The organism is Candidatus Marivariicella framensis (assembly GCF_982709265.1).
Genome location: NZ_CEXPNT010000015.1, coordinates 22,768 through 44,596, shown reverse-complemented (window position 1 = coordinate 44,596; position 21,829 = coordinate 22,768). Strand labels below are relative to the sequence as shown.

Here is a 21,829-nt window from a genome sequence, read left to right as displayed (position 1 = left end):
ACCGTGGAGTAATATTAAGTGTTCGTTATTCTTACTCCTCAATTACACACGTAACATTCACAATATCAGTTACCACCACCAAACTTTGGGAGTCAAATTATAGTGAATATCAACAGTATTTATTCAATCGAATTTGTGGGTATAAAGAGGATTTTCTTACCCCTATTGGGTACAGAAAGATATCTCAAATCTTCAATGGGGAGGGGTTAAAAACACCTCGTGGAAGTATCTTTTAAGAACAATCACGTTCATTCCATCTATAAGAAGGGTAAAATTAGTGAAGAAAGAATCAATAGAGAGGATATCGTGGAGGTATCCCAACCGATTATAGAGATTCTCAACTAACTATATTCTCTGATTTCTTTTTTGTTTGGTTGTTTCTCTTCTAGTTTTTGAAGGAGAAAAACTCAAAATTTTTACTAATTGGTCTAAAAAGTTTGTTGAAACTTTTGAGGGTCTATTTTTGGAAATCATAATTCAATATAACAAAATTATTTTTAAGTAGAATGTAACAAACAAAATCCTGATATTTACAAAAAGAATGAATCTAGATGTGGGAAAGTAGTTAGGGGTCATAAATCTTACTCCACAAGATTATTCCATTACTGTTGAATAAGTTAACATGAAGCCTAATCAATCAAATAATAGTTCCAAAAAAATTCAAATTGAAAAAATGTTTGACTCAATTTCCGTTGAATATGATTTATTAAATAGAATCTTAACATTTGGGAGTGATATTAGATGGAGGAAAAAAATAGTTTCAATTGCAAGAACAAGTAATCCAAAACATATTTTAGATATAGCGACAGGCACTGCTGATATCGCATTAGAACTTTCTAAGATCAATGATTCTAAAATAACAGGTGTTGATATTTCTAGAAAAATGCTTGAGGTAGGAAGAACTAAAATTAAATTAAGAAAATTATCAAATCAAATTGTTTTAGAGTCTGGAGATGCAGAATGCCTTAATTATTCTGATGAAAGTTTTGATTTAGTAACTATTGGTTTTGGTGTGAGAAACTTTCAAAATTTAGAAAAAGGATTAAAGGAAAGCAATAGAGTCCTCAAAAAAGGTGGTGTAATAATAATTCTTGAAACATCAATTCCTCAAAATTATATTATTAAATATTTTTATTTATTATTCACTAGGTCATTCATTCCATTAATAGGGTCAGTTTTTTCTAAAGATAAATCTGCATATAATTATTTACAAAAGTCAGCAGAAAAATTTCCTAGTGGTAAAGAATTTATTTCAATATTAAAAAAATGTGATTTTCAAAATATTGATATTAAACCTTTAATGTTAGGAGCTACATCAATATATTTAGCTAATAAATAGAGATATTAATTTATGATTTCAAATGCTAATTTTTTTTATAATTTAAATTTCTATTATAAAAATAACATTCCTTTTTCTTCATTTAGATTACCCAATAAATCAATTGTTGAATGTCATTCAGCTAACAACAAAGATATATCGAGGGGAAAAAAACCTCATGGATCTGGATTTATAATGATGCCATTCAACACAAACTCTGAAGGTTATTTAATCCCCTCAGATAATATAATTTCAACAAAATTTATAAATAAAAACAAACATAAAAACCCTATCTTATCAAAAATAATAACAGAATTAGATGTTTATAAAAATGAGTATTTAAATGACGTCTCTGATGTAATTAAACAGATTTTTAATTCAGATTTAGTTAAAACAGTTTATTCTAGAGCATTTGATTTTAGCTTAAATTCTTATAATATTTTTAATTATTTCAAAAAATTATTAAATCTCTATCCTACTGATTTTTGTTATCTTTTTTATCATCCTGATGAAGGTTTCTGGATGGGAGCAACACCTGAAACTCTTTTGAAAATGCAAAATCAAAGTCTCTCCACAATGGCTTTAGCTGGAACTAAAAAACTAGACAACTCTAATTGGGGGCACAAAGAATTAAATGAACAAAAGATTGTACAAGAAGAAATCAGAGAAAACTTAGCACCATTTTGTGATGATTTAAATTTTGAAAAGACAAGATCATCCAAAGCTGGGAATATCAAACATTTAAAAACTATTATTACGGGAAAATCATACAACTCTCCTAGAGAAATAATTAAAGCACTTCACCCTACTTCTGCAACTGCAGGAATCCCCAGAAAAAAAGCCTTATCATGTATTTACTCTAAAGAAAAACATAATAGATTTTTTTACTCAGGATATTTAGGTCTAATTGATGACCAAAACTGTGACCTGTATGTAAACCTCAGGTCAGTAAATATTAAAAACAACATAGCTAGAATATTTGTAGGAGGTGGAATAACAAAAGATAGTGAACCAAAAGATGAATGGGAAGAAATTTTACAAAAGTCAACAACAATGTTAAATGTTCTTTTTGATTAATAAATTAATTCATTTCTTACATTTGTTATTTAAATTATGTATCCAAAAATCCCATCAGCACAAACTGTTATACTTACATGTCTTGAGTTAGGAATTACAAATGTGGTTATATCACCTGGGTCAAGAAATATTCCACTAGCTGTTAGCTTTGCGTCTAATAAAAAGTTTAGTTGTTTCAGTATAGTAGATGAAAGGTCAGCAGGATTTTTTGCTTTAGGTATTTCACAACAAACAAATAAGCCAACTATTGTTTTATGCACATCCGGATCAGCATTATTAAATTACTCACCCGCAGTTTCAGAATCCTTTTACAGTGAAATTCCTTTAATCATAATTTCAGCAGACCGTCCAGCTTACAAAATTAACATTGGAGATGGCCAAACAATAAATCAAAATAATGTTTTTGGCAGTAATGTTTTATGTTCAAAGTCATTACTTCAGGATGTAGTACATGAAACTGATAAAATTCTTCTTAGTAACAAACAAAACTTGATTAAGAACAGTGAATTGAAAATAAAGTCAATTGAAAAAATTCAGTCAGATACTCAAAATTTTAATGAAGAAATAATTTTTAGTTTTTTTTCAAAATCAATCCAATTTAAAAAACCAGTTCATATAAATATTCCTCTAGAAGAGCCTCTTTATGAATTTACTAAAAGGCCTTCAATCAATCTCTCAAAAAAAATAATTAAGTATAAAAATGAAGAGCCTGATATTAATGAATTTAAAATTTTAATTAAAAAATCTCTCAAAATACTAGTCCTGGTTGGCTCTTTGGCCCCAGAGACACTTTTAAAAAAAACTGTCAGTAAATTATCAAAATATGAAAAAGTTGTAGTTTTAACAGAATCAACTTCTAATTTACATGATAAATCTTTTTTTGGAAATATTGATCAAATAATTGCTCCAATTGAGATTTCCAAAAACAGAGATTTGATTTTTAGTAGTCTTAAGCCAGAAATAATTATAACAATAGGCGGAATGATTATTTCAAAAAAAATAAAAGATTTTCTTAGAAATTGTTCTCCAATAAAACATTTTCATGTTGGGTTTAGCGACGCGAAAGATACCTTTTTTAAAGGTGTTGAACATATTAAATTAGATCCTAATTTCTTTTTCAAAGAGGTAATGATTAATGATATTAGGTCCGGCTACAATAATATATGGAGAGAATTATCAAACAATAGAAAAAGTTTACATAAACATTATATTAGAAATATTCCTTTCAGTGATTTATTAGTTTTTTCTATTTTATCGTCAAAAATATCCTCAGAATACCATATTCAAGTTGCTAATAGCTCACCAATCAGATACTTGCAACTATTTGAAATGAATAACTACACAATGTATAGCAACAGAGGCACTAGTGGAATAGACGGAAGTACTTCAACTGCAGTTGGATATTCAGTTTTCAGTAAAACTCCGACCCTGTTAATAACAGGAGATTTAAGTTTTCTCTATGACACTAATGGTCTATGGAATAATTATATTAATTCAAATTTCAGAATTATAATTATAAATAACGGAGGTGGAGGAATTTTCAGAATTTTACCTGGCTTTAAAGATAATTCTGTTTTTTCAAAATTTATTGAAACTCAACATAATTTAAGTGCTAAATATTTAGCAAAAATGTATGGGTTTATTTATCAAAAGAAAAGTTCGAAAATAGGTTTAAAATTAGCTTTAAAAAGCTTTTTTAAAAAATCGAATAAACCTAAAATACTAGAAGTGAAAACCTCATCAAAACTTAGTTCAAAAATTCTTAAAAGCTATTTTAAATATTTGTCCGAATCTTAAACATTAATTTAAAAACATAAAACATTATCTTTATTGCAAATAAATTATGACAAAAATAATGTGGGAAAATATTAAAAAATACTCTGATATTAAGTTTGAGATTTATACTGGTATTGCTAAAATTACCATAAATAGACCTGAAGTATATAATGCTTTTAGGCCTGAAACTAATATTCAAATGTTAGAAGCGTTTGATATTTGCCATGAAAGAAACGACATAGATGTTGTTGTTTTAACTGGAGAAGGAGATAAGGCTTTTTGTAGTGGTGGAGACCAAAATGTAAAAGGATCTGGAGGATATATTGGAGAGGATGGTGTTCCGAGGCTAAACGTTTTGGATTTACATAAAAAAATTAGAGAAATACCCAAACCCGTAATCGCTATGGTTAATGGCTATGCAATAGGAGGTGGTCATGTTTTACACGTAGTTTGTGACCTCACAATCGCTAGTGAAAATGCTATTTTTGGTCAAACCGGACCTAAAGTTGGTAGTTTTGATGGTGGATTTGGATCTTCCTATTTAGCAAGACATGTTGGGCAAAAAAAGGCTAGAGAGATTTGGTTTCTCTGTCAACAATATTCAGCAAATGATGCTTTGGATATGGGGATGGTAAACAAAGTAGTCCCTTTAGATAAACTAGAAGAAACTGTTCTCAACTGGTGTTCAATTATGCAGGAAAGAAGTCCACTTGCGCTAAGAATGATAAAAAGAAGTTTAAATGCAGAGTTAGATGGTCAACACGGATTAATGCAACTTGCAGGTGACGCTACTTTGTTATATTACTTGACAGAAGAAGCTCAGGAAGGAAAAAATGCTTTTATTGAAAAACGAAAACCTGACTTTAAAAAATTTCCTAAATTTCCATAAAAAATAACACATAGTTGATTAATAAAAACAGTTCAAAATTTAAATTGTGGTTCTCTGCGGCTAGATTAAGAACTTTACCACTTTCTGTCTCAGGTATTTTTGTTGGTTCTTTTGCTTCATTTACTGACAATAATTTTAATTCATCTATTTTCTTTCTTGCAATAGCAACTACTATTTCATATCAGGTTTTATCAAATTTTGCAAATGACTATGGAGATGGAGTTAAAGGAACTGATATAAACAGAGTTGGTCCTAAAAGAACAGTTCAGTCAGGTTTAATTACTTCAAAAGAAATGAAAATAATAATAATTGCAACCTCTATTATTTCCTTTTTATTAACTATTTCGCTAGTGTTTACTTCTTTTAAAAACAGTCCTTTTTATTTACTCTTATTTTTAATTTTAGGACTATTAGCAATAATTGCTGCTATAAAATATACAGTTGGAAATAACCCATATGGTTATATAGGTTTTGGAGACTTATTTGTTTTTATTTTTTTTGGTTTAATTAGTGTTTTGGGCTCCAATTTTCTTTTCACCTCAAAATTAAATCTATCACTTTTATATCCTGCATTAACCATTGGTCTTTTATCTGTAGGAGTATTAAATCTAAATAACATGAGAGATATTCAAAATGATAAATTGGTGGGTAAAAAAACTATGTCGGCAAGAATGGGTTTAGACAACTCCAAGTTTTATCATTTTTTGTTAATTTCAATTTCTATAATTTTAATGGTTTCATTCTTAATTAAAGAAAAAAGTTGTTCTTTAATATTAACCCTATTAACTTTTGTTAATATAATTTGGTTAGTTTATGATCTTTATAGAGTCTATAAAATTAAAGATCCAAAGGAATTTGATTTTTTTTTAAAACCTTTAGTTCTTGCAACAGTTTTTTACTCAATTAGTTTATCTATAAACTTTGCTTATTTAATTTAAAATATGAAAGCCTTCTATTTTAAGCATGTGTTAAAATTTAAAATCCCTGGAGGTACTTCTAGAGGCGTTTTAAAGAATAAAATAAGTTGGTTTATATTAATTAGGGATGGAGAAAATTATGGAATAGGTGAATGTAGTTTAATAAATGGTTTAAGTCCAGATCCTATTTTTTCATTTGAATCCAAGTTAAAAGAGGTTTGTGAAAATATCCATCTTGGATTTAATGAATTATCAAAAAAAATACAAGAATATCCTTCAATATTATTTGGACTTGAAACAGCATATTTATCATATAATAATTCAACTCCCTTTAACCTCTTTAAATCTAATTTCATGTCTGGAAAAGAATTTATACCTATAAACGGATTGATCTGGATGGGGGAAAAATCCTTTATGAAAAACCAAATTAAAGAAAAAATTGAAAATGGTTTTACTTGTATAAAAATTAAAATTGGGGCTTTAGATTTTTCTCTAGAATTAGATCTTTTAAAGTCGATCAGATCAGAGTACTCAGATAGAGATATAGAAATCAGACTTGATGCAAATGGATCTTTTGATTTTAAAATAGCTCTAAATAAACTTGATGAACTATCAAATTTTAAAATTCACTCAATTGAACAACCCATTGAAGTAAAACAGTGGGACAAAATGGCTGTAATTTGTAAAAAATCTCCTATTGATATTGCTCTTGACGAAGAGCTAATTGGAATAAATGACATAAAGGAAAAAAAACAATTACTTTCAGAAGTTAAGCCTTCATATATAATCTTAAAACCCAGTTTAATTGGAGGTTTAAAAAAATCAGACATATGGATTGAGTTAGCAAATTCTCAAGGAATAAAATGGTGGTCAACTAGTGCTCTAGAAAGTAATATTGGTTTAAATTCCATTTCACAATGGCTTTTCAATAAAAACACGTCATTAAGACAAGGTTTAGGGACAGGGATGCTCTATTCCAATAATATTAGCTCTCCTCACTATATAGAAAATGGTTATTTAAAATATAATCCCAAGCTTCAATGGGAAACCAAATTGTTTGACAAGTATATAAATTAAATAATGTTTAAAAAAGAGTTTAATATTAATTCCAGATTTAAGTTAAATGGTAAGCATTATACTAAAAACGAACTCATAAGTTTTTGCAAAAACAAGTCTTCTAAAAACAATGAAGTTTATAGTTTTATTATCGACTTGCTAAGTAATAAGAGGACAATTAAAGTTCAAACATCTGGATCTACAGGTAATCCTAAAACTTACTCTATAAAAAAAAGTAAAATGATTTCTTCAGCAAAAAAAACAAAAAAGTTTTTTAATCTCAAGCAAGGAGACAAGGCTTTATTATGCTTGCCTATTAGTTTTATTGCAGGGAAAATGATGGTAGTTAGAGCCTTGACAATAGGGCTTGATTTAGTTATAAAAAAACCTTGTGACAAACCTCTAGAAAAATTAAATCAAAATTTTGATTTTGCGGCAATGACTGTTCATCAATTAAATAATTCAATTAAAAATATTAATAAAATTAAATGCTTAATTGTTGGAGGAAGCCCTGTAAATGAAAGTTTAAAAGAAAAAATTACTTATAAAACCAAGGGGGTTTATGAAACTTATGGAATGACTGAAACATTGAGTCATGTTGCACTCAAAAATTTAAGTAAAGGTGAAAAAGAATTTAGTTCATTGCCGGGAGTAGAATTCAGTTCAAGAAATGGGGTTTTAGTAATTAACGCTTCATATATTTCAAAAAGACCTATTATAACAAATGATATAGTCGAATTGATCTCTGAGACAAGATTTGTTTGGATTGGAAGAAAAGATTATGTTATTAATTCTGGTGGAATTAAAACTAATCCAGAAATAATTGAAAAAAAGTTAAATCCATTTTATTCAAGTAAATTTATAATATGTGGGATTCCTCATGAAAAACTTGGTGAACAAATAGTTTTAGTTTTTGAAAATAAAATACCTTCAAATCACACCTTATGTTTTAATGAATTGGGGCTATATGAAAAGCCTAAAGAAGTCTTTTGTTTAAAATCTTTCAAATATCTTAATGGAAAAATTGAAAGAAAATATATTCAAAATGAAATTATAAAAATGAAAAATGAAAAAAGTAATTAATTTAAAAAATAAGCTAAATCTGTTTTCAGATTATTGGTCGCCTAGGGTAATTGCTGAAATGAACGATTATCAATTTAAACTTGTTAAGATTAAGGGAGATTTCATCCCCCATAAACACGATAACACAGATGAAGTGTTTATTGTTTTAGAAGGAGTTTTAAAAATTGAATTTAATGACAAGATAATAGAAATAAATAGCGGAGAAATGATAGTCGTTCCTAAAAATGAAATACATAAACCATATTCAGATAAAGAATGTAAAATAATGCTAATTGAACCTAAAAACATAGTTAACACTGGAGATGCTGGAGGAAGTCTTACTGCACTAAACAATCAATGGATATAACTTTAATCTGAAAACTTAAAAAATCATGCTTGGAATAGAACCCAATTTCTAGTAGCTGAAAGAATCAAATAAATCAGTATAATTAAAGGAAAACCAGCGCCTTGATATAAATAAATAATTAATACTGAAATTAAAAAAAGAATTAATGGAAAAATAAAAGCCTTAATTCCTAATTTAAAGTTTGTTTTTAAAGAAAACAATCTCCAACTACTATTCATCATAAAAACAGATAATAGAATCAAGAAAATTAAAAAATAAGCTGATTTAAAAAAAGAGGCAATAAAAGAAAATGATGGATGAGCAATCATTAATGGAAGACTACAGAAAAATAATGCATTTGCTGGAGTTGGTAATCCAAAAAAGTCTAGGGATTTGGTTTTAAGTAAATTGAATTTTGCTAATCTAAATGCTGCACCAACTGGGAGAAGAAAAGCTATCAATGCTAAGGGAGCAATTGAAAAAACAATAGCTTCAGAAAAGAAATTTAATTTAAAATCAGTAACAAGAACTCCACTTCTTATAAACAGCTGGTAAACTACAATTCCAGGAGTGAAACCACTTGTGATAACATCAGCAAGAGAGTCAAGCTGTAAGCCTAAATCACTGGTCACATTTAATACCCTAGCAATCATTCCATCAAATAAATCAAAAGTTATTCCCAACAAAACAGTCCAAAAAGCAGCTTCAAATTGATTTAGACCAGCAAAAACACATGCCAAACAACCGCATAAGAGGTTGGCACTTGTAATTAAATTAGGGATTTGCTTTATAACTTTTTGCATTTAACAGTAAAAAAACAAATATTTATGGTAATTAGAGCTAAAAAGTATAAAAAAAATTAACTTTCACTTTTATATGATTAAAATAAAAAGTCCCTGGTCTCTTTCTCTTATTTCAGCACTACTTTTTTTAGTTGGCTGGCCTGTATGGGGGCATCCAGTTTTATTGTTTTTCATATTTATTCCTTTGTTTTTTATAGAAAAAAAGATCAATTTAAGTTCTGATAGAAATAAAGCTTTAAAAATATGGGCGTTTAGCTATTTAACCTTTTTACTATGGAATCTAGTCTCAACATGGTGGCTTATTAATGCTTCATTTTCAGGAATGCTAATAGCAAATATTTTTAATTCACTGTTTTTTAGTATCCTTTTTTTATCATTTCACTGGAGTAAAAAAAGACTTCCTATTAGAGGAGCATATGTTTTTTTTATAAGTATTTGGATCTCTTTTGAAAAACTACACCTAAGCTGGGATATTTCATGGCCTTGGCTGACACTAGGTAATGGATTTTCAGAACAGATATATTGGATTCAATGGTATGAATTTACAGGTGTTTTTGGTGGATCATTATGGATTTTAATTATAAACATCGGTCTTTTCGAAGTGTTTAAAAAAATACAAGTTGATTATAAATTTACTGATGTCTTAAAAAAATCTATAAAGTGGATTTTTTCAATTGTAATACCTATTTTAATTTCATTAATAATTTATATTAACATTGATGAATCCCAAGAAAAAATTAAAGTACTGTCAATACAACCAAATATAGATCCTTACGAGGAAAAATACCTTTATTCAAATATTCAGTTTCTTGAAATGCTTATTGAACAAATTAAAGATTACAAAGACCAAGAAATCGACTACATAATTTCACCAGAAACTTATTTTGCTAATGGTTTTGGAGAAAGGCTTAATAACTTTGAGCAAAGTCAATTAAATATTGAAATCAAAAAGAAATTAATTGGATTTGAAAAAACACAACTTATATCTGGAATTCAATTTTATAACACTTACTCTAATTTAAAACGCACCAAAACTTCAAATAAAATTAAACAAAATCTATGGGCTGATTTTTATAACTCCGCAATTTCAGTGTCAATTAATGAAGCAACTGAGTTCTATCATAAATCAAAGTTGGTTGTGGGAGTTGAAAATCTTCCTTATAGTGATTTAATAATGCCAATCTTTGGAAAATTTATGATTGACTTGGGAGGAACAGTGTCAAATAGAGTTGTTCAAAACAATAGATCAATTTTTCAACATCCATATAAAGAAATAAAAGCTGCTCCGGTAATTTGTTATGAGTCAATTTATGGAGATTTCAGCACTGAATATGTTCGTTTAGGCGCTGATTTTTTTGCAGTCATATCCAATGATGCCTGGTGGGGGGAAACTCCTGGTCATGAACAATTATTAAGTATAACTAGGTTAAGAGCGATAGAGAATAGGAGAGCAATTGCAAGAAGCGCAAATACTGGGATCTCTGCGTTAGTAAATGAAAAAGGTGAATATGTTAAAACTCTTAAATATGGATCTAAAGGAGCTATTTTAGGAGAAATACCAATAGTTAAAAAAATAACATTTTATACTAAATATGGAGATTTTATAGCCAGAATATGCATTTTAACATTAATTCTATATTTTTTAATGGCCATAAGTGGTAGGTATAAATCTAAGTAATGATCAATTTCTTTAATTATATAAAGTTTTGTTATAAATCAACCTCCAATCACGGTGTTCATTCACCTTTTGTTTATGATTTAATTACGTTTTGTTTTTTCAATAAAAAGTGGAAAAAAGAAAGAAATTTTTTTTGTATAAAAAAACACCTACAGAGTAATTCAATATTTTTTATTGAGGGTTTGAAAAAATATTTATTGAATTACAATAAGAATAATCTATCAGATCAATTTTTTTTGAAAGTACAGTCAAAGGATAATCTTATTGAATTAATAAATAAATTAAATATAAAATATTCTCAATTTGTTTTATTCATTGATAATAGTCATTGTTTAAAACCTATAATTAAAACTATAGAAAACATAAAGATGTATATAGTAATTGATTTTTATTTCTGGGCTATTATCGTAAAAAAGCAAGGAAATCAATCACAAAATTATAAAATAAGAGTTTTCTAGTGAAAGCATTAAAAAGAGATTTTAAATTAAATATTTTGTAAAAAGATCATTAAAAAGTTGTTCAGTTTAATAAAGATTCTATTTTTGCAAAAAAATATTATCAATGTATTGGACTTTAGAACTTGCATCTTATTTAAGTGATGCCCCGTGGCCAGCGACAAAAGACGAATTAATAGACTTTTCTATTCGTACAGGAGCACCTCTTGAAGTTGTTGAAAATCTCCAGTCTGTGGAAGATGAAGGTGACATATACGAGTCTATACAAGAAATATGGCCGGATTTCCCAACAGAGGACGATTATCTTTGGAATGAAGATGAGTATTAATATTCATTTCAAATCACAAAAAAGTCTCGTTTGAGGCTTTTTTTTTGTGTATATTTGAGTGTTAAAAATTAAATTTTAATGAGTTTTTTAAATCGTATTTTAAAAACATTTTTGGGTGATAAAGCTCAAAAAGATGTATCAATTATTCAACCTTTAGTCCTGGAAATAAATCAAATTCAAAAAGAATTTGAGAATATTAGTAATGACGAGCTAAGAAGTAAAACTTCTAGCTTAAAAAGGAAAATTAAAGACGGCAGGTCTCAAATTGACAAAGAAATTCATGATATAGAAATTGATATTGAAACTACTAAAAGTTATGAAACGAAAGAACAATTGTATTTAAAAATTGATTCTTTAGAGGAAAAGGCATATGAAGACATTCAAAATATTCTTAATATTATTCTTCCAGAAGCTTTTGCAATTATAAAGGAAACAGCAAGAAGATTTAAACTAAACTCTTCACTTGAAGTTTCAGCCAAAAATTTTGATCTTATTTTATCTTCAAAACACGACTATGTTGAACTAAAAGATGATAAAGCCATTTGGAAAAATCATTGGGATGCTGCAGGAAAACCTATCACTTGGGACATGGTTCATTATGATGTTCAACTCATTGGAGGCATAGCCCTTCACCAGGGAAAAATTGCTGAAATGCAGACTGGAGAAGGAAAAACCCTTGTAGCTACGCTTCCTATGTTTCTTAATGCTTTAACTGGAAAAGGAGTTCACTTGGTTACAGTAAATGATTATTTAGCAAAAAGAGATAGTGCTTGGATGGCTCCAATTTTTCAGTTTCATGGACTTACAATTGACTGTATAGACTACCATAAACCTAACAGTCCTGAAAGACGTCAGGCATATTTGGCAGATATAACTTATGGAACAAATAATGAATTTGGATTTGATTATTTGAGGGATAATATGGCTCATACACCGCAGGATTTAGTTCAGCGAAAACATCATTTTTCAATTGTAGATGAAGTTGATTCTGTATTAGTTGATGACGCTAGAACTCCTCTAATTATTTCTGGTCCAACTCCAGAAGGAGATCGACATGAGTTCAATCAACTAAAACCTCAAGTTTCAGACCTAGTATTAAAACAAAAAAATCTTTTAAATGATCTTCTCGATGAAGCAAAAAATAAAATAAAAGAAGGAGATAGGGAAGAAGGAGGGAAATTATTATATAGGGTTTTCAGAGGGCTTCCTAAAAACAAAGCTCTTATTAAATTTTTGAGTGAAGAAGGAATTAAGCAGTTACTGCAGAAAAATGAAAATTTTTATATGCAAGACAATAATCGCAACATGCATTTAATTGATGAAGATTTATTTTTTGTAATTGATGAAAAAAACAATCAAATTGATCTTACAGAAAAAGGTACAGAATTACTTTCAAGTAAAAGTAATGACCCAAATCTTTTTGTTCTACCAGATATTGGTTCAGAGATAGCAAATATTGAATCTAAGGGGATAAAGCCTGAAGATGAAGCAAAAGAAAAAGAAATGCTTTTTAAAGATTTCAATATAAAAAGTGAAAGAATTCATTCAATGAATCAATTATTAAAAGCATATACATTATTCGAAAAAGATATAGAATATGTAGTAATGGATAACAAGGTTATGATAGTTGACGAGCAAACAGGAAGAATAATGGACGGAAGAAGGTATTCAGATGGACTTCACCAGTCTATTGAAGCTAAAGAGAATGTAAAAATTGAAGCTGCAACTCAAACTTTTGCAACAGTCACGCTTCAAAATTATTTTAGAATGTATCAGAAATTATCTGGAATGACTGGTACTGCTGTTACTGAAGCTGGAGAATTTTGGGAAATCTATAAATTAGATGTCATTGAAATACCAACAAATCGTCCAATAGTCAGAAATGATGATAATGATTTGATCTACAAAACAAAACGAGAAAAGTATAATGCTGTAATTGAAGAAGTAACAAAACTAGCAAACAATGGAAGACCTGTACTTATAGGAACAACGTCAGTAGAAATTTCTGAATTGCTGAGTAAAACTTTAACAATAAGAAAAATAAAACACAACGTCCTAAATGCGAAGTTACATAAGAAAGAAGCTGATATCGTTGCTGAGGCAGGAAATCCAGGAATAGTAACTATTGCAACAAATATGGCTGGAAGAGGAACTGATATTAAACTCTCTGAAATCGTAAAGGAATCTGGAGGTTTGGCAATAATTGGAACAGAAAGACATGATTCAAGAAGAGTTGATAGACAATTAAGAGGTCGATCAGGAAGACAAGGAGATCCTGGAAGCTCTCAGTTTTTTGTTTCACTTGAAGATAACCTCATGAGGTTGTTTGGATCTGAAAGAGTTGCTAAAGTTATGGATAGAATGGGTCTTGAAGATGGTGAAGTTATTCAGCATTCGATGATGACAAAATCTATTGAGAGAGCACAAAAAAAAGTTGAAGAAAATAATTTTGGCATAAGAAAAAGGTTACTTGAATATGATGATGTAATGAATTCTCAGAGGGAAGTGATATATAAACGAAGAAAAAATGCATTAAGTGGAGATAGGTTAAAGCTAGACATAGCTAATATGCTTTATGACACTTGTGAAGATATCATTATTAGAAATAAAACCTCAAATGATTATAAAAACTTTGAATTTGAGGTTATAAGTAATTTTTCTATTACTGCTTCAACTGATTTGGAACAATTTGAAAATTCTAGTGAAGAGATTTTAATTAATGAATTATATCAGTTTTTATTAAAGTATTATGATGATAAAACCAATTCAAATGCAAAATTAGCCTATAAAGTAATCAAAAACGTATATGAGCGCCCTGGAAATAAATTTGAAAGAATTGTTGTCCCATTTTCAGATGGTGTTAAATCAATAAATGTTGTAACTGATTTAAAAAAAGCATATGATTCGAGTGGTAAAAAATTAGTTGATGATTTTGAACGTAATATTTCTCTGGCATTTATAGATGATGTATGGAAGACACATCTTAGAAAAATGGATGAACTAAAACAATCAGTACAACTAGCAGTTCATGAACAAAAAGATCCGCTATTGATTTACAAATTTGAATCTTTTGAATTATTTAAAGAGATGATAAACTTATTAAACAGAGATACTTTGTCATTTCTCATAAAAGGTAGTTTACCTTCTCAAAATGACTCAATACAAGAGGCGAAAAACACTCCAGTTAAGCAAAGCTATGCAACCAAAAAAGACGAAGTCTTAAACACTGACCAGAGAGCGGCTCAAAACAGATCTGTTGGAGCTAACGCTAGTGGACAAAAGCAACAAATAGAAACGATAGTTAGACAAAAGCCTAAAATTGGAAGGAATGAAAGGGTTACTATTAAACATTTAGTTAATGGAAGCTCTAAAACATTAAAATATAAACAAGCTGAACCTTTAGTTAATAAAGGAGAATGGATTATAATAGATAATTAGAATATTTTACTTTTGTAAATAAAATAAATAAAAATGGAAGCATATATCAACGCTCTTTTAGTTGCAATTCCTAGTTTTAGCCTATTAGTGCTTTTAGAAATAGCTTATGGACATTTTAAAGGCTTTCAAACATATAGTTTCAATGATACCTTAACTAGTATGACTTCTGGAATAACTCAAACAATAAAAAATTCTCTTGGATTGATTTTTATATTGATATCTTATCCATTTTTATTTGAAAAAATATCAATGATTAGCCTACCCAATACTTTTTGGTTATGGATTGTTGCTTTTATTTGTATTGACTTTGCACAATATTGGATACATCGTTTAAAACATAAAGTTAATATATTTTGGAATATACATGTTATTCACCATAGTAGTGAAGAATTTAATTTAGCTTGTGCATTAAGGCAAAGTATTTCAAACTTAATTGGATTTACAGCTGTATTTCTAATTCCTGCAGCTATAGTAGGTATACCCTATAAAATAATATCTATTTTGACTCCACTTCATCTATTTGGTCAATTTTGGTATCATACAAGACATATAGGTAAGTTAGGTGTTTTGGAGTACATTATTGTAACTCCATCACAACATAGGGTTCATCATGCAATCAATCCAGAGTATATAGATAAAAACCTTTCATCAATATTTTGTGTCTGGGATCGGATATTTGGAACTTTTCAAGAAGAATTAGATGAAGTAGAGCCTGTTTATGGAGTATTAAAACCAGTACAAACATGGAATCCTTTTTGGATTAATTTTCAACATTTATGGAGACTTTCAAAAGATGCATTTTATACAAAGGATTGGAAAGCTAAATTTTATATTTGGTTTAAGCCAACTGGATGGAGGCCTGAAGATGTAAAAGAAAAATATCCTATAGACATCATAAAAGATGTGTATTCACAAAAAAAATATGTAACAAAAGAGGGATTTGAAAATAAATTATGGGCAATCTTTCAATTTATTGGTATAAATATTACCCTATATTATTTTTTAACTTTTTTTTCTGATTTAAACCCTGTAAATCGAATAGAAATTGGAGTTGTAATCATGTTGAATATTTTTGGATTTACTACTGTAATGGATGGCCATAGATGGTCAAAATTATTTGAAATCTTAAGATGCACTTCAGCTCTAATATATTTTACTCTTCCATTTCAATGGAATCTATATGTTGACTTTTCTCAAATATTTCTCTATTTTATTTTAACATATTTAATTATAACATTAATAAGCGTGTTTTTTATTTCTCTTCCTAAAAAACTTATATATGCAGACGGTTGATTATTTATTAATAGGACCTGCACACCCATTCAGAGGAGGAATAGCTCAAACACAGAATGAATTAGCTTTAAGCTTGATTAGATTAGGTAAAACTGTACAATTATTCACTTTTAAAAAATTATACCCTAATTTCTTATTTCCAGGAGAAAGTCAGTATACTTCAGAAGCCAAACCCGATTTACTGGAAATTAAAATTGATTTACACAGTTATAATCCTTTTAATTGGATTAAAACAGCAAAAAAAATTAACACAATTAACCCCAAGGTTGTTGTTTTCAGATACTACAATCCACTTTTAGCTTTTTGTTACTCTGGAATAATTAATAATTTAAATGACAGAATTAAAAAGGTTGCATTAGTTGATAATTGGATTCATCATGAGTCCAAGTTTTATGATGAAATTTTAAATAAATTATTTTCAAAAAAAATAGACAGTTTCATTACTTTATCTGATAATGTTGCGCTAGAGTTAAAAAAACAAATAAATTCAAATATCTTTTCAGGTTTTCATCCCATTAGTAATAACCTACCAAAAATAATATCTAAATCAAAAGCAAGAAAAAAACTAGGCTGGGATAACAACTCCCCAGTCGTTCTTTTTTATGGCTTAATCAGGCCCTACAAAGGACTAGATGATCTTTTAAAAGCTTTTGCAAAACCTCCATTGAACTTGTCTAATGTTAAGCTAGCAATAACCGGAGAGTTTTATGAGTCGATAAACAAGTACCAAGCAATTATAAAAAAACTGAAGTTAGAAGATAAAATATATCTAATTCCAAAATTTTCAGATACCAAATCAACTCAACTTTATTTTTCATCAGCAGATGTGGTTGCTTTAACATATAAGTCAGCAACACAAAGTGGTGTAATTTCACTTGCATATCATTTTGAAACTCCAATTCTAGTTACAAACTTATTAGGACTAAAAACTCCGATTGTAAATGATAACACCGGTTTGGTTTGTTCCCATGAACCAGAGGATATTTCAATAAAGCTGATGGAAATGTTGAAATTGGATAGAAACATCATTTACATTAGAAACATTAAAAGATCCCTTAAAAAATATTCCTGGGAAGAATATTCAAAACACATAATTAACTTCATAGAAAAAATCAATTAATTTACATGAAAAACAAAATCATTTTACTTTCAATTTTCCTTTCATTTCAATCATGTTTTGGAAAAGAAAAAAAAATTAAAAATTATATGGATGAATCTCAATCAAAAAATTTAACACAATATCAAAATAATAAAAGAGCTTATTTTGCATCTGGCTGTTTTTGGTGTGTTGAGGCAATTTTTGAGAGTATTAAAGGCGTTGAAGAAGTTTATTCAGGATATTCTGGAGGAAACACTCCTAATCCAACTTATAATAAAATAGGAACTGGAAGAACTGGCCACGCAGAGGCTGTAGAAGTGATTTATGACCCTTCTATTGTCTCATACGAGACGCTCGTTGATGTTTTTTTCGGCTCTCATGATCCAACAACACTAAACAGGCAAGGGCCAGATAGAGGTACTCAATATAGGTCTATTGCCTTTTATAAAAATAGTAAGGAAAAAATAATCATTGAAAAACAAATTCAAAAACTTCAGCAAAATAAAATTTTCAAGAATTCTATTGTTACAGAAGTTAAAAAATTAGAAAAATTTTTTTACGCTGAAGACTATCATCAAGATTATGAAAAGCTCAATCCTAACAATTCATATGTTAGAAATGTATCCATTCCAAGGTTAAAGAAATTTAAAGCTAAATTTTCTCGATTATTAAAATACAATCACTAAAGAGTACTTATTTATTCTCTAACGAATCATTATATATAAATTTATTCCATAAAGAGTAACCTATATACCCTGAAAAAGATCCAACTATTACTCCTGATAAAACATCTAATGGATAATGAACTCCTATGTATATTCTACTATATGAGACTAAAAAAGCAAATAAAATTAATGAAACAGGTAGCCATTTTATTTTAAATAATAATCTTGAAAAGAAAAAAGCTAAAGCAAAAGAGTTTGAAGCATGTCCTGAAAAATACCCATAAGCTCCACCACAACTTTCCTTAACTAATCTAATTAGTCCTTGAAAATCTTCCTCATGACAAGGCCTAGGTCTTGAAACCGTGTATTTAATTAAGTTAGTGAATTGATCTGTGAATAAAATTAATACAGAAACTGATAATAAAAGAAAAGAGAAGTGTTTTAAATTTGTTTTATTAAAAAAAAATAAAGCCAAAATAAAATAAATTATTGCGTTTAAAATTTTATTTGTTATGACGAGCCAAAATATATCAAATACTGGGTCACCCAACCCATTTAAAAAAAGAAATAATGATCTATCTAATTCTAATAGGTTTTCTATCATTATTCAAAGCTTTTAATTTCAGAATCGTAAAACCTTAAAGCGTTATCAATCCAAGCTTCTGAGTTGTCTGAAACCTCAATTTCATCCTCCTTATTAAATTCTTCAAGCCAGCATATATCATCGTTTGAAACATTTAAAATAAAACGAGGATACTCAGTATGAACTATATAAAGACTATTAGGGTGTTTTGAATTATCAGCAATTAAATATTTCGGAAATAATTCTTCGTTAACTTTTGACATTTTTATTTATTAATTTTTTGGTAAGGTATTGAAATCGTAAAAATAAAAGAATAGATGAGGTGGTCAACCCTGAAAGTAAACCTATCCAAATACCCATAACATTATATTCAAGTTTAATCCCTAAAATATATGAAATGGGCAATCCAATTAAACCATATGAAAAGAAAGCAATTAAAGCAGGGATATTAACATCTTGCAACCCTCTTAAAGCTCCAAGAACAACAGCCTGTAACCCATCTGATATTTGAAAAAAGCCAGAAATTATTAATAAACTAGCTGATAAACTAACTACTTGATATATATCTGATACATTAGAAGAGCTTTCAAGATCTAAATAAAGCCAGGGTAATTGATCATTAAAAACCAAAAATAATGCACAAAAAATAATGTCAAATAAAAAAATTAATAAAAACATTGAAAGAGCAACTCGACGAAGTTCCATATAATTTTTTTTTCCTTTTTGGTTACCCACTCTTATCATAGCAGCTACACCAAAGCCCATTGCAAACATAAAAGTAACAGTTGATAGGTTTAGTGCAATTTGATTAGCAGCTTGAGGATTTTTCCCTAAAAGTCCAGATAACCAAACTGCACATGTAAAAAAAGTAACTTCAAAAAACATAATTGCAGCACTGGGAAACCCAAGTTTAAATATTTTAATAAAAAGTAATTTATCTAAACCTCTTCTAGTTATATTTCTTACGTAGGGAGAGAATTTTTTATCTATAAATAAGTATGAAATCATAAAAAATAAGGCTAATACTCTGGAAATAAGTGTACCTATAGCAGCGCCTTCAATACCCATAGCTGGAGCTCCCCAATTCCCAAAAATTAACATGTAGTTTAATATTACATTAAAAATATTTGCCAATAAACTGGCATACATTGAAGGCTTAGTGTATGAAAGGCCATCTGAAAATTGTTTAAATGCTTGAAAAATTAATAATGGAACTAAAGAAATTCCAACCCAAAATAAATATTTATAGGCAAAATCAACTACTTGTTCAGGTTGACCCATTTCATATAAAAGTGGCTGAGCTAACAAAACAGATATAGATAAAATTATACCTAAAAAAGTACAGGAAAGTAATCCGTGAATAAGGACTTTCCTTCCTTTTTCAGTATTTCCTTGTCCATCAGTTTCAGCAATTAGCGGTGTGATTGCTGTTGAAAACCCAATCCCTATTGACATGGCCACCCAAAAGAAACTATTCCCCAATGATATGGCTGCCAACGATGCAGTTCCTAGTTGACCAACCATAATGTTATCAACTAATTGAACAAAAGTATGTCCAAGAAGAGCTGTAATTACGGGTATTGCAAGTTTTAAATTATAATCAAACTCCTTAGTGTAGGCGGTAAGAAAGCCCATGAAATTTTTTTGGCTAATCTACACCTTAAAAACCGAAAATATCAACTAAATATATTAAACTGCTCATTGAGGCAGCACCTATTTCAAGTTCTCTTTTATTTATAGCGTCAAAAGTATCTTGTGAAGAATGATGATAATCAAAATATCTTTGAGAATCTGGTCTTAACCCTGACAAAATAGTTCCTGTTGATTTAAGAGGTCCAATATCAGCTCCTCCTCCACCTTGAGTAAATTCATTTATAAGATACGGTTTGAAGTATTTTTTCCATGATTTTATTTTATCAAATTCAGAATCTGAAGAATCAAAAGAAAAACCCCTTGGTGTAAATCCACCTGCATCTGATTCTAATGCAAAAAGATGATCTTCTCTTTTTTTATTTGCAATATTAGCATATTTACTACCTCCACGTAGACCATTTTCCTCGTTCATAAATAGAACAACTCTCAATGTGTGCCTTGGTTTTACTCCTAATGATTTGAATTGATTTAAAACTTCCATAGACTGAACAACACCAGCTCCATCATCGTGAGACCCATCACCTAAATCCCAAGAATCAAGATGACCTCCAACTAAAATAATTTTGTTTGGAAATTCACTTCCCTTTATCTCTCCTATTACATTATAAGATAAAACATCTGGGTAATTTTGACAATTTTGTTTAATAAAAAATTTAAGCTTGGGGTCTAGCTTTAGCATTGAACTTAAAAGATTTGCCCCATTTGTACTTATAGCTGCAGCAGGAATTCTATCTTTTAACTTTACTGATCCGTAATACATTGATCCTGTGTGAGGAAAATCATCATTACTTAAGTTCATAGATCTAACAAGAACAGCTTTAGCGCCAAGTTTTATTGCTTCCTCTGCCCCTTCTGTTCTTTGATTTACTGCTCCTGAATAAGATGAAAATGTGTTTATTTTAGTAGGGTCCATTGGACGATTAAAAAAAACTATTTTTCCAGCTATTTTATCTACACCTAACTTTTTTAATTCAACAAAAGATTTAACCTCTATTACCTCAGCTCGAATACCTCTATTGGGAGTAGCAACAGATCCACCAAGTGCACAGATAGAGACATTGATTGAATTACCTGTTGAGCTTTCTATACTAGCATATTCAAAATTCCCTCTTACCCATTTAGGAACCATGACTGGCTGAAGCCATACTTTATCTAACCCAAGACTCTCTAATTCTTCTTTACTCCATTGAACTGCTCTCTCTGCATTAAGAGAGCCTGATAATCGTCCTCCAATTTGATTAGATAAATGCTCTAGCCACTCATAACTTTTACCACTAGTTAAAGAGTGGTCATAAAAAGACTTTATTTGAGATTCGATATTTTGACTATCCTGTGAATAAGAAAATAAGGAAATTGACAATAAGAAATAAAAGAAACGAAACATACTTAAAAT

The 21,829-nt window shown here is 29.0% G+C and carries 20 protein-coding genes; 15 read left to right on the top strand and 5 right to left on the bottom strand.

The window, feature by feature from the left end:
- From AC34EU_RS06505 to AC34EU_RS06465, 9 genes are all read left to right on the top strand, one after another.
- Positions 1–236: hypothetical protein (locus AC34EU_RS06505; RefSeq protein ID WP_489696114.1), on the top strand; the 236-nt coding region annotated here is incomplete at its 5' end.
- Between the two features lie 386 nt (positions 237–622).
- Positions 623–1,339 (top strand): bifunctional demethylmenaquinone methyltransferase/2-methoxy-6-polyprenyl-1,4-benzoquinol methylase UbiE, encoded by a 717-nt coding sequence (ubiE, locus tag AC34EU_RS06500; protein WP_487534282.1) that lies wholly within the window; start codon positions 623–625, stop codon positions 1,337–1,339.
- 12 nt (positions 1,340–1,351) lie between these two features.
- A complete protein-coding gene (locus tag AC34EU_RS06495; protein ID WP_489696113.1) occupies positions 1,352–2,395 on the top strand; it encodes an isochorismate synthase in 1,044 nt (347 codons plus the stop codon).
- Between the two features lie 36 nt (positions 2,396–2,431).
- Positions 2,432–4,192 carry a 2-succinyl-5-enolpyruvyl-6-hydroxy-3-cyclohexene-1-carboxylic-acid synthase gene (gene menD, locus AC34EU_RS06490; protein ID WP_487534280.1) on the top strand — a complete coding sequence of 587 codons (1,761 nt, stop codon included), beginning with the start codon at positions 2,432–2,434 and terminating at the stop codon, positions 4,190–4,192.
- 46 nt (positions 4,193–4,238) lie between these two features.
- On the top strand, positions 4,239–5,060 hold the full coding sequence (gene menB / locus AC34EU_RS06485) for a 1,4-dihydroxy-2-naphthoyl-CoA synthase (RefSeq protein WP_487534279.1): 822 nt from the start codon (positions 4,239–4,241) through the stop codon (positions 5,058–5,060).
- 14 nt (positions 5,061–5,074) lie between these two features.
- Complete coding sequence (gene menA, locus AC34EU_RS06480; RefSeq protein ID WP_489666934.1) at positions 5,075–5,998, top strand: 1,4-dihydroxy-2-naphthoate octaprenyltransferase; 924 nt, start codon at positions 5,075–5,077, stop codon at positions 5,996–5,998.
- A gap of 3 nt (positions 5,999–6,001) precedes the next feature.
- Positions 6,002–7,054 carry an o-succinylbenzoate synthase gene (locus AC34EU_RS06475; RefSeq protein ID WP_487534277.1) on the top strand — a complete coding sequence of 351 codons (1,053 nt, stop codon included), beginning with the start codon at positions 6,002–6,004 and terminating at the stop codon, positions 7,052–7,054.
- A 3-nt stretch (positions 7,055–7,057) separates the two neighbouring features.
- Positions 7,058–8,116 carry an AMP-binding protein gene (locus AC34EU_RS06470; RefSeq protein WP_487534276.1) on the top strand — a complete coding sequence of 353 codons (1,059 nt, stop codon included), beginning with the start codon at positions 7,058–7,060 and terminating at the stop codon, positions 8,114–8,116.
- Positions 8,100–8,462, top strand: coding sequence for a cupin domain-containing protein (locus AC34EU_RS06465; RefSeq protein WP_487534275.1), 363 nt, complete (start codon positions 8,100–8,102; stop codon positions 8,460–8,462). Before AC34EU_RS06470 ends, AC34EU_RS06465 begins: the two co-directional genes overlap by 17 nt.
- Positions 8,463–8,485: 23 nt before the next feature.
- Here AC34EU_RS06465 and AC34EU_RS06460 read toward each other — a convergent pair whose 3' ends face one another.
- Entirely contained in the window at positions 8,486–9,244 is a 759-nt protein-coding gene (locus AC34EU_RS06460; RefSeq protein WP_487534274.1) for a CDP-alcohol phosphatidyltransferase family protein, read from the bottom strand.
- Between the two features lie 73 nt (positions 9,245–9,317).
- Here AC34EU_RS06460 and lnt point away from each other — a divergent pair, with 73 nt between their 5' ends.
- The 6 genes from lnt (at position 9,318) to msrA (ending at position 18,221) form a co-directional block, all read left to right on the top strand.
- Entirely contained in the window at positions 9,318–10,922 is a 1,605-nt protein-coding gene (gene lnt / locus AC34EU_RS06455) for an apolipoprotein N-acyltransferase (protein WP_487534273.1), read from the top strand.
- 561 nt (positions 10,923–11,483) lie between these two features.
- On the top strand, positions 11,484–11,705 hold the full coding sequence (locus tag AC34EU_RS06450; protein WP_487534272.1) for a DUF2795 domain-containing protein: 222 nt from the start codon (positions 11,484–11,486) through the stop codon (positions 11,703–11,705).
- A 78-nt stretch (positions 11,706–11,783) separates the two neighbouring features.
- Positions 11,784–15,143, top strand: a complete 3,360-nt coding sequence (gene secA, locus AC34EU_RS06445) for a preprotein translocase subunit SecA (protein WP_487534271.1) — start codon at positions 11,784–11,786, stop codon at positions 15,141–15,143.
- Positions 15,144–15,176: 33 nt separating this feature from the next.
- A complete protein-coding gene (locus AC34EU_RS06440; RefSeq protein WP_487534270.1) occupies positions 15,177–16,436 on the top strand; it encodes a sterol desaturase family protein in 1,260 nt (419 codons plus the stop codon).
- Positions 16,423–17,556 (top strand): glycosyltransferase, encoded by a 1,134-nt coding sequence (locus AC34EU_RS06435; protein WP_487534269.1) that lies wholly within the window; start codon positions 16,423–16,425, stop codon positions 17,554–17,556. Before AC34EU_RS06440 ends, AC34EU_RS06435 begins: the two co-directional genes overlap by 14 nt.
- 5 nt (positions 17,557–17,561) lie before the next feature.
- On the top strand, positions 17,562–18,221 hold the full coding sequence (gene msrA / locus AC34EU_RS06430; RefSeq protein ID WP_487534268.1) for a peptide-methionine (S)-S-oxide reductase MsrA: 660 nt from the start codon (positions 17,562–17,564) through the stop codon (positions 18,219–18,221).
- Between the two features lie 7 nt (positions 18,222–18,228).
- On the opposite strand, the gene AC34EU_RS06425 is transcribed toward msrA, so the two are convergent.
- Genes AC34EU_RS06425 through AC34EU_RS06410 form a run of 4 tightly spaced genes read right to left on the bottom strand, consistent with a single transcriptional unit; the run spans position 18,229 to position 21,820 of the window.
- Positions 18,229–18,804 carry a phosphatase PAP2 family protein gene (locus AC34EU_RS06425; protein WP_487534267.1) on the bottom strand — a complete coding sequence of 192 codons (576 nt, stop codon included), beginning with the start codon at positions 18,802–18,804 and terminating at the stop codon, positions 18,229–18,231.
- A complete protein-coding gene (locus AC34EU_RS06420) occupies positions 18,804–19,046 on the bottom strand; it encodes a hypothetical protein (RefSeq protein WP_489696112.1) in 243 nt (80 codons plus the stop codon). The genes AC34EU_RS06425 and AC34EU_RS06420 overlap by 1 nt, the downstream gene beginning before the upstream one ends.
- Complete coding sequence (locus AC34EU_RS06415; protein WP_487534265.1) at positions 19,033–20,418, bottom strand: MATE family efflux transporter; 1,386 nt, start codon at positions 20,416–20,418, stop codon at positions 19,033–19,035. Before AC34EU_RS06415 ends, AC34EU_RS06420 begins: the two co-directional genes overlap by 14 nt.
- A 25-nt stretch (positions 20,419–20,443) precedes the next feature.
- Positions 20,444–21,820, bottom strand: coding sequence for a M20/M25/M40 family metallo-hydrolase (locus AC34EU_RS06410; RefSeq protein ID WP_487534264.1), 1,377 nt, complete (start codon positions 21,818–21,820; stop codon positions 20,444–20,446).
- Positions 21,821–21,829 lie beyond the last annotated feature (9 nt).

Bases quoted from the DNA above. Each gene is read 5' to 3' on its own strand.
- AC34EU_RS06420 (WP_489696112.1), bottom strand. From the start codon at position 19,046: ATGTCAAAAGTTAACGAAGAATTATTTCCGAAATATTTAATTGCTGAT.
- AC34EU_RS06460 (WP_487534274.1), bottom strand. From the start codon at position 9,244: ATGCAAAAAGTTATAAAGCAAATCCCTAATTTAATTACAAGTGCCAAC.
- AC34EU_RS06465 (WP_487534275.1), top strand. From the start codon at position 8,100: ATGAAAAAAGTAATTAATTTAAAAAATAAGCTAAATCTGTTTTCAGAT.
- AC34EU_RS06440 (WP_487534270.1), top strand. From the start codon at position 15,177: ATGGAAGCATATATCAACGCTCTTTTAGTTGCAATTCCTAGTTTTAGC.
- AC34EU_RS06450 (WP_487534272.1), top strand. From the start codon at position 11,484: ATGTATTGGACTTTAGAACTTGCATCTTATTTAAGTGATGCCCCGTGG.
- AC34EU_RS06435 (WP_487534269.1), top strand. From the start codon at position 16,423: ATGCAGACGGTTGATTATTTATTAATAGGACCTGCACACCCATTCAGA.
- AC34EU_RS06470 (WP_487534276.1), top strand. From the start codon at position 7,058: ATGTTTAAAAAAGAGTTTAATATTAATTCCAGATTTAAGTTAAATGGT.
- secA (WP_487534271.1), top strand. From the start codon at position 11,784: ATGAGTTTTTTAAATCGTATTTTAAAAACATTTTTGGGTGATAAAGCT.
- ubiE (WP_487534282.1), top strand. From the start codon at position 623: ATGAAGCCTAATCAATCAAATAATAGTTCCAAAAAAATTCAAATTGAA.
- AC34EU_RS06475 (WP_487534277.1), top strand. From the start codon at position 6,002: ATGAAAGCCTTCTATTTTAAGCATGTGTTAAAATTTAAAATCCCTGGA.
- msrA (WP_487534268.1), top strand. From the start codon at position 17,562: ATGAAAAACAAAATCATTTTACTTTCAATTTTCCTTTCATTTCAATCA.
- AC34EU_RS06495 (WP_489696113.1), top strand. From the start codon at position 1,352: ATGATTTCAAATGCTAATTTTTTTTATAATTTAAATTTCTATTATAAA.
- AC34EU_RS06415 (WP_487534265.1), bottom strand. From the start codon at position 20,418: ATGGGCTTTCTTACCGCCTACACTAAGGAGTTTGATTATAATTTAAAA.
- AC34EU_RS06425 (WP_487534267.1), bottom strand. From the start codon at position 18,804: ATGATAGAAAACCTATTAGAATTAGATAGATCATTATTTCTTTTTTTA.
- AC34EU_RS06410 (WP_487534264.1), bottom strand. From the start codon at position 21,820: ATGTTTCGTTTCTTTTATTTCTTATTGTCAATTTCCTTATTTTCTTAT.
- lnt (WP_487534273.1), top strand. From the start codon at position 9,318: ATGATTAAAATAAAAAGTCCCTGGTCTCTTTCTCTTATTTCAGCACTA.
- menB (WP_487534279.1), top strand. From the start codon at position 4,239: ATGACAAAAATAATGTGGGAAAATATTAAAAAATACTCTGATATTAAG.
- menD (WP_487534280.1), top strand. From the start codon at position 2,432: ATGTATCCAAAAATCCCATCAGCACAAACTGTTATACTTACATGTCTT.